The organism is Phaeobacter sp. JH20_02, assembly GCF_048056915.1.
In the GTDB taxonomy this organism is placed as follows: domain Bacteria; phylum Pseudomonadota; class Alphaproteobacteria; order Rhodobacterales; family Rhodobacteraceae; genus Phaeobacter; species Phaeobacter bryozoorum.
The window spans coordinates 17,155-29,658 of record NZ_JAYMVP010000030.1 but is presented as its reverse complement, the minus strand read 5'-3'; the positions used below and the strand labels follow the sequence as shown (position 1 = coordinate 29,658).

Below are 12,504 nucleotides of genomic sequence, written 5' to 3'. Positions count from 1 at the left end.
TTCCTGCAGCGGGTAGCCTTACAAAAGATACGCAAAAGGGATAAAATGCATGAACAGCGCAGTGACAGATGACACGACTGCAGCGGATGGCAACCTCATTCTGGTAAAGCGCGCACTTGAGAACTTCCCGCGCGTGCGGCTGGGCCATATGCTAACTCCGCTGGAGCCACTGGACAGACTGAGCGAAGAACTGGGCGGGCCGCGCATCTGGGTCAAACGCGACGATTGCACGGGTCTTGCATCGGGCGGCAACAAGACCCGCAAACTTGAATTCCTGATGGCCGAGGCACTGAAACAGGGTGCAGATACGGTAATCACCCAGGGCGCCACCCAATCCAACCATGCCCGCCAGACGGCAGCCGCAGCGGCAAAACTGGGCCTGGACTGCCATATCCTTCTGGAGGACCGCACAGGTTCCAATGAAGAGGCCTATAATTTCAATGGCAATGTGCTTTTGGACCAGCTGCATGGCGCAACCATCTCCAAGCGGGCTGGCGGCGCCGACATGAATACCGAGATGGAGACCCTGGCCCAAGCGCTGCAGGATCAGGGCCGCAAGACATACATCATCCCAGGCGGCGGTTCGAACCGCGTTGGCGCATTGGGCTATGTGAATTGCGCCGCCGAACTGGAGGAGCAGGCCGCGGCGATGGGGCTGAAGATCGGCGCGCTGGTCCATGCCACCGGCAGCTCCGGCACCCAGGCGGGCCTGGTGGCGGGCCTTGCAGGCCTGGCCAGCGATATTCACCTGCTTGGGATCGGCGTGCGCGCGCCGCAGGAGAAACAGGAAAGCATGGTCTTTGATCTGGCCTGCAAGACCATGGATTACCTTGGAATGGGGGTTGAAATCGACCGGGCCACGGTTCGGGCGAATTGCGATTATGTGGGGCCAGGCTACGGGCTGCCGACCGAGGGCATGCGCGAGGCCCTTCTGAAGCTGGCCCGGCTCGAAGGGCTTCTGTTTGATCCGGTCTATTCGGGCAAGGGGCTCGACGGCCTGATCGATCAGGTCCGCAGGGGGTATTTCGACGGCATGGAGAACATCGTTTTCCTGCACACCGGCGGCAGCGCAGCGCTGTTTGGATACCCCGGTATTTTCGGCCTGCCGGGTTATCAGGCCTGACGCAAGCAAAAGACAAATCAACAGGGAGAAAAACATGGAACTACTGAAACCAGCGGCCGCCTTGGCCTTTGCTTTGGCCCTGGCGGCTCCGGCCTCAGCCCAAGACCGCGCCGGAACTCTGGCCAAGATCGATGCCTCGGGCGAGATCGTCATCGGGCACCGCGAAAGCTCGGTTCCGTTTGCGTATCTGGATGAAAACCAGAAACCGGTCGGCTATTCGATCGACCTCTGCATGAAGGTGGTTGACGCGGTCTCTGCGGAACTGGGCAAGGAACTGTCGGTCAAATACGTGCCGGTGAACCCGAAGACCCGGATCGCGCTGATGGCCAATGGCACCATCGATCTGGAATGCGGCTCAACAACCAACAACCTGACCCGCCAGGAGCAGGTGGAATACCTGCCCACCACCTTCATCACCGGAACCAAGCTGATGGTGCGCAAGGACTCGGGTATCAGCTCGGTTGCGGACCTGGACGGCAAGGCCGTTGCCCTGGCGCAGGGCACCACCAATGAGCGCGCAGTCAAGGCGGCCATTGAAGAACTGGGCCTGGATGTGAAGGTGCTCCCGGTACGCGACCATGCCGAGGGCATGCTGTCGCTGGAAACCGACCGTGTGGACGTCTATGCCACCGATCACATCCTCCTGTTCGGGCTGATCGCCAAGTCGAAGACTCCAGACGCATTTGCGGTCGTCGGCGATTTCCTTTCCTTCGACCCTTATGCGCTGATGGTGCGCCGCGACGACAGCGCCTTTGAACTGATCGGCAAGAAGGCCCTGGCCGAAGTATTCCGCTCGGGTGAGATCAACGGGATCTATGCCAAGTGGTTCGATCCGCTGGACGTTGCCCAGACTGACCTGCTGAAGGCCGCATTCCAGCTGAACGCGCTGCCCGAGTAACGGTTTGCCGCACATGCCGGCCGGGTCATCGCAATTCGAGGGGCCCGGCGGCTTCATCAGGGTATTGAATCATGAATTACAACTGGAACTGGGGTGTCCTCTTTGAAGAGGAGTACCTGGGCTGGCTGATATCAGGGCTGGGCTGGACCTTTGCGGTCGCGCTTGCAGCCTGGGTGCTGGCTCTGGCCGTGGGCGTGCTTGTCGGCGTCGGTCGCACGCTGCCGTCACGGCCCGTTGCCGCCCTCTGCACCACCTATGTCGAGCTTTTCCGCAACGTGCCGCTTCTGGTGCAGCTGTTCCTGTGGTACTTCGTCATGCCCGAAATCGTCCCCGACGATCTGGGCCGCTGGATGAAGCGGGACATGCCCAACCCTGAGTATGTCACGGCTGTAATCGGCCTGGGTCTCTACACCGCCAGCCGCGTTGCGGAACAGGTCCGCGCCGGGATAAACGCCGTCGGCCCCGGCCTGACCAGCGCCGCCTACGCCAACGGCTTCTCCACCGCGCAGACCTACCGCTATGTGCTGCTGCCGATTTCCTTCCGGCTGATCGTACCGCCGATGACCTCCGAGTTCCTGACCATCTTCAAGAACTCTTCGCTGGCGCTGACCATCGGCCTGCTGGAACTGACCGCGCAAAGCCAGCAGATCGCAGAATACACCTTTCAGGGGTTTGAGGCCTTTACCGCCGCAACCGTCATCTATGTGGTGATTGCGCTTGGTGCGACCGTGATTGCGCAGACCCTGGAAAAATACACCCGGATCCCGGGTTTCGTCGGAAAGGGCTGAGCCATGGGTGATTTTGATCTTTCCGTCATCTGGAACAACCTTCCGTTCCTGTGGCAGGGGCTGCAGCTGTCGCTGTGGCTCACCCTTCTGGCCGTGATCGGCGGCATCATTCTGGGCACGGGCCTCGCCTTGATGCGGCTGTCAGGCATCGCCCCGCTTGCCCTTGCTGCCGCCGGCTATGTGAACCTGATCCGCTCCGTGCCGCTGATCCTGGTGATCTTCTGGTTCTACTTCCTGGTGCCGCTGGCACTGGGCCGTCCGATCGGCGGCTTCTACTCGGCGCTGATCGCCTTTGTCATGTTCGAGGCGGCTTACTACTCGGAGATCATCCGCGCGGGCATCCAGTCAGTCCGCAAGGGGCAGGTGCATGCGGGGCAGGCCACCGGCCTCAGCTACTGGCAAATCCAGCGCTATGTGGTGCTGCCGCAGGCGTTCCGCAACATGATCCCGATCCTGGTCACCCAGGGCATCATCCTGTTCCAGGACACCAGCCTGGTCTTCGTCGTCAGCCTGCGCGACTTCATGACCGCTTCCTCCATCGTCGCCCGCACCGAGGGCCGGCTGGCGGAGATGTATATCTTCGCCGCCCTTGTCTACTTCACCATTTGCTTCGCCGGCTCGCTCTTTGTCCGGCGCCTTCAGAAGGCCAAGACCGCATGATCAGCATCGAGAACATTTCCAAACGCTACGGCGACTTCCAGGTGCTGACCGATTGCACCACCCATGTCGCCAAGGGGGAGGTCGTGGTGGTCTGCGGCCCCTCCGGCTCCGGCAAGTCGACCCTGATCAAATGCGTGAACGGGCTGGAGCCGGTTCAGCAGGGCCGTATTCAGGTTGAGGATTTGGAGGTCACCGCCAAGGGGACAAATCTGACAAAACTGCGGGCGCGGATCGGCATGGTGTTCCAGCATTTTGAGCTCTACCCGCATATGAGCGTGCGTGAAAACCTGTGCCTGGGTCAGCAGAAGGTCCTGGGCCGCTCACGCGACGAAGCCAACGCCAAGGCCGAGGCCCTGATCGGCCGGGTCGGTTTGCTGCCGCATATCGAGAAGTTTCCCGGCCAGCTCTCTGGCGGCCAGCAGCAGCGGGTGGCGATCAGCCGGGCGCTGGCGATGGATCCGATTGCGATGCTGTTTGACGAGCCTACATCAGCCCTTGACCCGGAGATGATCAACGAGGTGCTGGATGTGATGGTCGAACTGGCGCAAGACGGCATGACGATGATGGTTGTGACCCACGAGATGGGCTTTGCCCGCAAGGTTGCGGACCGGGTGGTGTTCATGGACGCCGGCAAGGTTGTTGAGGACCGCGCTACTGAGGAGTTCTTCGGAGACCCTGAAAGCGAACGGGCACAAGATTTCCTGAGCAAGATCCTGAATCACTAAGCTTGCCCGGCGAGATTTTACCGGCAGGTGTCTTGAGTTTTTGGCGCAAGTTCGAACAGCAACTTTCCGAATATCGTCGTGAGGTTTCGTGCAGACAAGATTATTTCACCTCGTCATTGTATGGACCAGTCGCTGCGAAAAGGGCGGATATAAGTTGCACTTTAGGTGATTTTAGATGACCGCTTCAATGACAAGGGCTGCAATGCAGCGAGGAGTCCGCCGCGTGTGCAAAGCCATGCTGCGTCAGCGAACAGGAAGAACCCAAGGTCGGTTTTGTCCGCCCCCCTTCCATTCGATGATGGTTGGCGGCTGCACTCGCGGCGAAGGTCCGCTCTTCCTCGTGCGGCTGCGGCATTGATCGCTCGTCATGGCACCAGATCCGCCGACTTTGCAAATGGCGCTATCTGCGCATCTCTAACCTTCGAGCGGGGTGCAGCATCGTCCTGGCCAGCTGAGCTAGCCTGAAGGTCCGCTCTCGGGAATTGTCTGGCGGGGATCCTTCGCGTCTGCAGCGAGGGCGTCGCAGGCCTCGTGCGAATGTCCGAATTGGGCTGGATTGCGCCATCTGTCGGGAAGGGGCCGGTGAGGTTTCGCTGCAACCCTGCCGCCGCATCGCCGCAAGTCGGTAGTGAGCCCACAGCAGACATGCTGACCTGCCCCCCGATGGTCCCTTGCTCATGAGGAGAGTCTGCGGGTTTGGTTTTGGTAATCGTCGGTCTCGGGCTTGGCAAGCGCGGAGCCCTCAAATAGCTCAAGCGCCTGCCGCGCTTGCTTTGGCGTTCTGTTCCCCAGCGAAGAGTGCGGCCTGACGTTGTTGTAATCGTAGCGCCACAGCGCCAGCTTGCGGCGGGCATCGTCCAGGGTATCGAACAGTTCTTCATTGAGAAGCTCGTCCCGCAGGCTGCCGTTGAATGACTCGATGAATGCATTCTGCTGCGGTTTTCCGGGGTCGATGTAATGCCAATCCACGCCGTTCCTGTCGGCCCATTTCAGGATTGCCCGGCTGGTGAATTCCGTGCCGTTGTCGCTGACAATGCAAGCAGGTTTTCCGTAGATCCGGACGAGCGCGTCCAGCTCCCGGGCAACGCGCTCACCTGAAATGCTGGTGTCTGCCGCCAGGCACAGGTTTTCCCGGCAGCAGTCGTCATTCACGGCCAGGATGCGAAACTTCCGCGACGCGCCGAAGCTGTCTGCCAGGAAATCCAGGGACCAGCGCTGGTTGGGCTGTGTGGCTTCGGGCATCGGCGTTCTCGAGCCTCGGGCGCGTTTGCGGCCCCGCCGCCGTTTCACTGCAAGGCCCTCCTCCCGGTAGAGGCGGTAAAGCTTTTTGTGGTTCATGATCATGCCTTTTCGCTCAAGCAGCACGCCGATCCGCCGGTAGCCGAACCGGCGGCGTTTGCCAGCGATCTCTTTCATCTCCTGGCGGATCTCGGGATGGTCGGGCGGGCGTTCGCGCCGGACCGTCTTGGGGTCGACACCGACAAGCCGGCAGGCCCTGCGCTGCGAGATGCCGTGATCCCGCATTGCATTGAGCGCTGCCTCTCGCCGCTCTTTCGGTGTCGTCAGCTTTTTCCCAGCAGGTCTTTCAAAACCACGTTGTCGAGCATCGTGTCTGCCAGCAGCCGCTTCAGCTTGGCATTCTCATCTTCCAGCGCCTTCAGCCGCGCAGCCTCCGATAGCTCCATACCGCCATACTTGGACTTCAGCTTGTAAAAGGCCGCCGGGCTCAGGCCGTGCCGACGGCACACCTCCGCTGTCGGCATCCCGGCTTCCTGCTCTTTGATCATCCCGATGATTTGTGCCTCGGTGAAACGGCTCTTACGCATTCGTCTGCTCCTACATAGGTGGGGCAGACTCTACTTCATGGTGAGGGATTTTGCGGGGGGCAGGTCACAGGCTTATCGCTTTGACTCTCGCTTTCGCTCTGTATCGAGAGATGGAGCGGCCAGCTTCTCTGCGAAAGCGTCTATGGAAGGCCGTCGATGGCAGTAGCGAACTAAGCGCAAGGCTTAGCGAACTGATGAATCCGCCTGCCATGAGCGAGGCAGAAAAACGCTACAAGCGAAGCGAAAGTCACTGGAAGCGGCGCACTAAAGAACGAGAACGCAAGGATACTGAATACCATGAAAAGTGGCGCCTTGAAATTCAACGTTGCCTTGCGAACATCCGCGAAAAGGTGGTCCCGCCGGAAGGAAGGGTTTGGAATTCCCAGAGATACTTGTTCGACAGGATGCGCGCACTGGGCAAGGACAACAACCGCTGGGCCCAGGCCAACTGGCGGGCTTTGGAGGCTGAGGTTGGGGGGAAAGCCGCTGAAGCGATGCGCGACGGGCTTATGGCGATCTGGCGGAGGTATGATCCGACCTTGTCGTCCGAGGTAGGCGAATGCTCGAATTCGACGCCTGTCATTGAAACTATGGCACTGTCTGGCCTGGAGATAGAGGCTCGGTACGTAGAGGACTGGGCGGCGACCTTGGCGGACTGGGAGGCGAAGCGAGCGGCGCGGTATCCGCTGAGCGAATTGAACGGATTTCCTTCGTGGTTCAGAGTCTTTGAAGCGCAGCATGCGGACAAGACGCTTGATGTTGTGCTCAGAGAGACCATCTGGGACCTCTTCGAGAATCCCGGAGGCGATCAAGGCCACTACGTCATTGCTAAGATTTCGTCGCATGCCCCATGGTTCGGAGATCGGGTTGCGCCACACCTCGTGCCACTACTGATGGAGCGCGAGCCGAGGGATGCAAATACGCTATCGAGGGTGTTGTCCCTGATAGCGGCGTGCGATGCCGTGGATGATGTTGTGATGGCTCGGCTTTGCGAACTGAGAATCCATGGCACGGGCGCAGCTTCGGAACAAATGCCGCTTTGGTATGCAGCGTGGGTCTCTGTTGACCCGCTCCCAGCCATCGATAGTTTGACGCAGAAGTTAGCTCTTATCGATGCGGAGGCAGCGCTGAACCTGGCCGTGGGCTTCATCAACGCTTTATACGGGACGCGGCATCATTCTGAAATTGGTCTTCGCAACGCGCACAAAACACCCGGACATCTGCGGGCGCTATATTTTCTGATGCATCAGTATATTCGGCCCGAAGACGACATAGACCGCTCCGGAGGTGGCGTGTACAGCCCGACGAGTCGAGACCATGCGCAGGATGCGCGCGGGCGAATTTACGAAAACCTGGTCGATATTCCTGGCAAAGAGGCATTCGATGCCTTGGTAGCGATTGCGAAAAATCAGACGTCGGAGATCGCGAAGAGCTGGCTGCTTTCGCGGGCTGTTGCGCAGGCACAGGCGGACGCCGACGCAGCGTGGACTGTAGAGGACATCAATGAATTTGAAATTGACCTTGAGCGCACTCCAAAGACACCGCTTGAACTTTTCGAAGTCGCTCGCAATCGGTTGAATGACCTGAAAACGTCTTATGAGGACGGCGACACCAGTCCATGGAAAGTGCTCATCTCTATCAAGCTGGAGGAAGTACTGCGAAACTATCTGGCAGATGAACTGATCAAGAGCGCGCACGCTCGTTACTCGATTTCGCAAGAAGATGAAATGCCGAATGATCAGCGAACCGACATCCGGTTCGTCAGGGCTGGCATACCGGGAATGGTTCCTGTCGAAGTCAAGATTGCAGATAAGTGGAGTGGCACAGCGCTATTCGAGAAGCTCAAGGACCAGTTGTGCGGGGATTATCTGAGAGATGCGGACTCCATGAACGGGATTTATCTTCTTGTGAACGAGCAGGAGGGGAGGCATTGGGATTGCCCGATTACCAAGAAGCGGCTGAGCTTCAGCTCTTTGGTTGTTGCGCTTCAAGAGTATGCTCAGAAGCTGATAGCTGATGAACCGGGGATCTCGAATATCCAAGTTATAGGGATCGATCTAACGAAGCGAAAGCAATCAATGCAAAAGGTGAAGTCCGTATCCTGACTTGGCTGCTAAGTTATCTAAGGCACAGAGTCATTGCGGCGTTGGGTGGATTGGGCTGGCTCTGGTCATTCGCTGCGCCCGGCACGAACGGCAGCAACGGGCCGTCCTCAACGCCTAGCCGGAACCTTATCGGCTGAGTGCTGCGCTGCCTCCGATGACTTTGAAGAGCCCCATAATGTCGAATGCTGCACATGGTGCTAACGGTTCGGAAGCGCAGAGTACGGACTTTGAGTCAGGAAGAGGCTATTCCAATGAACGCCTTTACCAACCGCAGTTTTGCTCGATCCTTAGGAGCCACAACTGCGGTTTCGTGCTGCTGGGTCAGTTCAGCAATCGGAACTTCGGCCAGACCTCTCGAAATCAACCCACTCTCACTAAGGAAAATCGCTATTCCAGCCCCTTGCAACACTGCCTCACACATCAAAGGGAACGTGCTCATCGTTATTGTTCGTTGTAGGCGTACTCCGCTTTTAAGTTGTGCTTCGCGCACAACGCGTTCTGTCAAGGACCCGGTTTCCGGCAGGATGACGGTTTCCGCCTGCAGGTCCTTGAAGCTCAGAATGTCACGTTTGGCGAGCGGAGACGTCGGCAAAAGGTATGCCGTGTATTGGTTTTTTTGCACCATTACCCGCTCCCAGTCATCAGAGTGCGGGGGATCCGTGATCAGGCCGACATCCGCCCGCCGCTCCCGCAACAGGTTGATTGCAGCTGTCCAGCCATAAAGGGCAAAGTCGATTTCGACTTCGGGATATGCTTGCCTGAACCGACTGATCGCTTTGAGCGCGGGAAGGGGGGCGTTGGCGATAATCTTGATGTGGCCGAGGGTCATAGCCTCATACCCTTCGAGCCGCTCGCTGATTTCGGAATCCAGTGCAACCATACGGTCGGCCAGGCCATAGAACTCCTGCCCTGTCCGGGTAAGGGAAATGCCATCTCGACCGCGCACCAGCAGCTGCGAGCCGACTTGTTTCTCCAGTTTGGCGATATGCTGGGTCACGGCTGACTGCGTCACCCCCAGCCGTACGGCAGCGGCTGAGAAGCTGCCCTCGCGAACAACATAGGCAAAAGCAACAAACTGGTGATGGTTGGCGCGCATGTTTGGTCTCCTTTTGAGCGAGGCCATAGCTGCCATTAGTATCACTAATATGACGTCACAAAAGTGAAGGCTCTACTGCTTAGACAACCCCTGTCAGATGGAGGAATCAGATGGCAGGGCTGAGCATTGAAAATGTAACCAAGCGCTTTGGCAAAACAGAGGTGCTCAAAGGGGTCTCCCTTGAAATTGCCGACGGTGAATTTGTCTCGCTGGTTGGGCCGTCCGGCTGCGGCAAGTCCACGCTGCTTCGGATTATCGCTGGGCTGGAAGAACAGTGCTCCGGAGACATCCAGATCGGCGGGCATTCCGTTGCAGGCCAGCGCGCGGCGGACCGTAATCTGTCGATGGTATTCCAGTCCTATGCCCTCTATCCGCATCTGACCGTTGGCGACAACATCGCGGTGCCGCTCAGGATGCGGCGCTTGAAAGGACTTCAGCGGCTGCCGCTTATCGGCAATTTAATGCCCGGCGCACGCACCGTGGCTGGCGGTGTAAGCCGAGATGTCACCCATGCTGCTGAGATGCTCGAGATAGGGCATCTTTTGGACCGCAAACCAGGGCAGCTATCCGGCGGTCAGCGCCAGCGGGTGGCATTGGGGCGGGCCTTGGTACGGGAGCCTGCCGCGTTTTTGTTGGATGAACCGCTTTCTAATCTAGACGCGAAGCTACGGGTCCAGACACGGTCTGAGATCGCACAGCTGCACCGCCGTCTTGCAGCGACATTTATCTATGTGACGCATGACCAGGTCGAAGCGATGACCATGTCAGACCGCATCGCGGTAATGATGGGCGGGCGCATCCTGCAATGTGCCGCACCTGATGTGGTCTATGAAGATCCAGACCGGATCGAAGTCGCCGAATTCATCGGCTCTCCAAAAATCAACATCCTCCCGCTTGAAATCATGTCCAACGGCCGATTGAGCCTGCTCGATCATTCTTTGGATCTTGCCGTCATAGAAGGAAGAAGAGGCGTCGCGTCGCTTGGCATCAGACCTGAAGCGCTTCGATTGACGAACGATGACAGTCCGATCCGCGGCCGCGTTGCTCATAGCGAAAACCTCGGGTCAGAGATGTTCGTTCAAATCGAAGTGGCGGGCCTTGAAGAGCGTGTTACGCTGCGCGCAGAGCCAGAGCAACGCAAAGCGCTGTCGTTGGGAAGGTCTGTGGCTCTGACTTTTGACACTGACAAAGCACTGGTCTTCGACGCGGATGGCGCACGCTTGCGCAGGCTTCGTCATTTGAACGCTGCAACCTCCGAGGTGGCCTGAGATGTCGGCGGCTGACCCTTCGGTAACTGGCGCAGCGCCAAGGAATTTTGTTCGTCACGCGACCAAGGAACGCCACGCCGGATGGGTATTAACCGCGCCAGCCTTGGTCCTGATGGTGGTCGTACTGCTGGCACCGGTTATCATTGCCGGGCTTTTGTCCTTCACCAACTATTCGCTTGGAAACAGCGGTTTCGATTGGGTTGGTGCCCAAAATTATGAAAAGCTGTTTACGCGTTCGACCTACAAAAAGATGTTTTTGGCCACATTGACCTATGTCGTGACTGTGGTGCCGGTCTCGGTGGGTCTCGGATTGGGGGCTGCGCTGCTGATCAACTCACTGGGCCGCTTCCGCGAGATCTATAAGACAATCTACTTCCTGCCGGTTATGGCGACGCTTCTTGCGATGGCTATTGCCTGGGAGTTCATGCTACACCCGTCGATCGGCATGGTTAACCAGACGCTGGAGATGGGCTGCGGCACGTTTCTGGAGCGGATCTGGCCTTTCATGGCTGAAGGTTGCGTCGGCCGGTTCCCGGTCTGGCTGGGGGATAAGCGGTATGCGATCTGGGTGGTCTGCTTTATCGGCATCTGGCAAGGGTTCGGCTTTAACATGGTGCTGTATCTGGCCGGACTCACCAGCGTCCACCGCGAGCTATATCACGCTGCGGAAATGGACGGAGCAAAGTCCGCCTGGGAGCGGTTTCGGCTGGTGACTTGGCCCGCATTAGGGCCGACCACAGTCTTTGTTGTCACCATAACCTGTATCCGCGCCTTTCAGGTTTTTGACACGATTGAAGCATTCTGGCCGCAGGGCGGCGGGCCGAACAAGTCCACCTATGTGATGATGTTTGCCATCTTTGAGAAGGGCATCCAGCAGAACCTGATCGGGATCGGCTCAGCCATAACCATGCTGTTTCTCGCTTTCGTCATGTTCCTCACCCTGATCCAGCGCTGGCTGGTGGAACGAAAGGTCCATTACAAATGACCCGCGATTGGTGGAAACATTTGATCCTGATCCTGGGCGTGATCGTTGTTCTGGCGCCGTTCTACATGATGGTCAGCTATTCCTTTAAGTCTCCCGGAGAGATTGACCGGGGGGAAGGAGGCTTGTTCGGGCGGCAGGAGATGATGGTGGATGAGCGTTGCGTAAAGCTGCGCGATCCCAGCCGGGACGATATTGCCGCGGCGGCGGACCGCTTCGCTGGCCACAGCGACAGTGCGATCCGTGATGCGCTGGTGGCCGAAGCCGTGACAGACTGTTCCATGCAGCCGATCGTTTTCAACTACACCAAGGCCTTCACCGAGGCGCCGCTGCTGCGCTACCTTCTGAATGGGGTCATCGTGACAGCATCGATCTTTCTGATCCAGGTGGTGGTCGCGCTGCCCGCTGCCTATGCTCTGGCCAAACTCAAGTTCTGGGGCCGGGAGGCGGTGTTCGGACTGGTGCTGTTTTGCCTTCTGATCCCTGTCCACGCCATTGCACTGCCGCTCTACATCATTCTGGCCAAACTGGGGTTGACCAATACCTATGCGGCGCTTGTTGTGCCATGGACCATCAGTGTGTTTGGCATCTTCCTGATGCGCCAGTTTTTTATGACGGTGCCGGATGACCTCATTGATGCTGCGCGCATGGATGGAATGAGAGAGTTTGCCATCGTCTGGCGGGTCATGCTGCCGACGGCAGTCCCCGCACTGCTGGCCTTTGCGATCTTCTCAATCGTGGCCCATTGGAACGACTACTTCTGGCCCCGCATCGTAGTGACCGGAAACCGCGACCTATTCACGCCGCCGCTGGGCTTGCGGGAATTCAAAGGCGACGGCGACGGGTCGTTCTTTGGTCCAATGATGGCCACCGCAACCGTGATCGTTACCCCGCTGATCGTTGCGTTTCTGCTGGCACAGAAACGTTTCATCGAAGGCATCACATTGAACGGCATGAAATGATTTTCGGGTGCGGGTTGCCCCGCACCCTCCCGAAATCCCGTCAGGGATCAACCCGGAGCGTGCATCGCCAA

General features: G+C 58.4%; 11 protein-coding genes. 9 read left to right on the top strand and 2 right to left on the bottom strand.

Annotated elements, in window-relative coordinates; genetic code table 11:
- The first annotated feature begins 49 nt into the window (after positions 1–49).
- The 5 genes from VWY34_RS19660 (at position 50) to VWY34_RS19640 (ending at position 4,194) form a co-directional block, all read left to right on the top strand.
- Positions 50–1,123 carry a D-cysteine desulfhydrase gene (locus VWY34_RS19660; RefSeq protein ID WP_102855939.1) on the top strand — a complete coding sequence of 358 codons (1,074 nt, stop codon included), beginning with the start codon at positions 50–52 and terminating at the stop codon, positions 1,121–1,123.
- A gap of 34 nt (positions 1,124–1,157) precedes the next feature.
- On the top strand, positions 1,158–2,021 hold the full coding sequence (locus VWY34_RS19655) for an amino acid ABC transporter substrate-binding protein (protein WP_416549133.1): 864 nt from the start codon (positions 1,158–1,160) through the stop codon (positions 2,019–2,021).
- Positions 2,022–2,092: 71 nt separating this feature from the next.
- Positions 2,093–2,809, top strand: coding sequence for an amino acid ABC transporter permease (locus tag VWY34_RS19650; protein ID WP_102855941.1), 717 nt, complete (start codon positions 2,093–2,095; stop codon positions 2,807–2,809).
- Between the two features lie 3 nt (positions 2,810–2,812).
- A complete protein-coding gene (locus VWY34_RS19645) occupies positions 2,813–3,469 on the top strand; it encodes an amino acid ABC transporter permease (RefSeq protein ID WP_102855942.1) in 657 nt (218 codons plus the stop codon).
- Positions 3,466–4,194, top strand: a complete 729-nt coding sequence (locus VWY34_RS19640) for an amino acid ABC transporter ATP-binding protein (protein WP_102855943.1) — start codon at positions 3,466–3,468, stop codon at positions 4,192–4,194. The genes VWY34_RS19645 and VWY34_RS19640 overlap by 4 nt, the downstream gene beginning before the upstream one ends.
- Positions 4,195–4,869: 675 nt before the next feature.
- Here VWY34_RS19640 and VWY34_RS19635 read toward each other — a convergent pair.
- Positions 4,870–6,020 (bottom strand): IS3 family transposase gene (locus VWY34_RS19635; RefSeq protein ID WP_102855946.1). Its coding sequence is split into 2 segments (ribosomal slippage): positions 4,870–5,762 and positions 5,762–6,020, totalling 1,152 coding nucleotides; the frame shifts between segments, so codons are not numbered across the junction.
- A gap of 209 nt (positions 6,021–6,229) precedes the next feature.
- Between VWY34_RS19635 and VWY34_RS19630 the strand changes: the two genes are divergently transcribed.
- Entirely contained in the window at positions 6,230–8,125 is a 1,896-nt protein-coding gene (locus VWY34_RS19630) for a hypothetical protein (RefSeq protein ID WP_416549132.1), read from the top strand.
- 232 nt (positions 8,126–8,357) lie between these two features.
- On the opposite strand, the gene VWY34_RS19625 is transcribed toward VWY34_RS19630, so the two are convergent.
- The gene (locus VWY34_RS19625; protein ID WP_102855947.1) at positions 8,358–9,221 is read right to left on the bottom strand and encodes a LysR family transcriptional regulator; all 864 of its coding nucleotides are present in this window, start codon (positions 9,219–9,221) and stop codon (positions 8,358–8,360) included.
- Positions 9,222–9,331: 110 nt separating this feature from the next.
- On the opposite strand from VWY34_RS19625, the gene VWY34_RS19620 reads away from it, so the two are divergent.
- Genes VWY34_RS19620 through VWY34_RS19610 form a run of 3 tightly spaced genes read left to right on the top strand, consistent with a single transcriptional unit; the run spans position 9,332 to position 12,433 of the window.
- Positions 9,332–10,489 (top strand): ABC transporter ATP-binding protein, encoded by a 1,158-nt coding sequence (locus VWY34_RS19620; RefSeq protein WP_102855948.1) that lies wholly within the window; start codon positions 9,332–9,334, stop codon positions 10,487–10,489.
- A 1-nt stretch (position 10,490) separates the two neighbouring features.
- Positions 10,491–11,474, top strand: a complete 984-nt coding sequence (locus VWY34_RS19615; protein WP_416549131.1) for a carbohydrate ABC transporter permease — start codon at positions 10,491–10,493, stop codon at positions 11,472–11,474.
- Positions 11,471–12,433 (top strand): carbohydrate ABC transporter permease, encoded by a 963-nt coding sequence (locus VWY34_RS19610; RefSeq protein ID WP_102855950.1) that lies wholly within the window; start codon positions 11,471–11,473, stop codon positions 12,431–12,433. The genes VWY34_RS19615 and VWY34_RS19610 overlap by 4 nt, the downstream gene beginning before the upstream one ends.
- Positions 12,434–12,504: the final 71 nt, after the last annotated feature.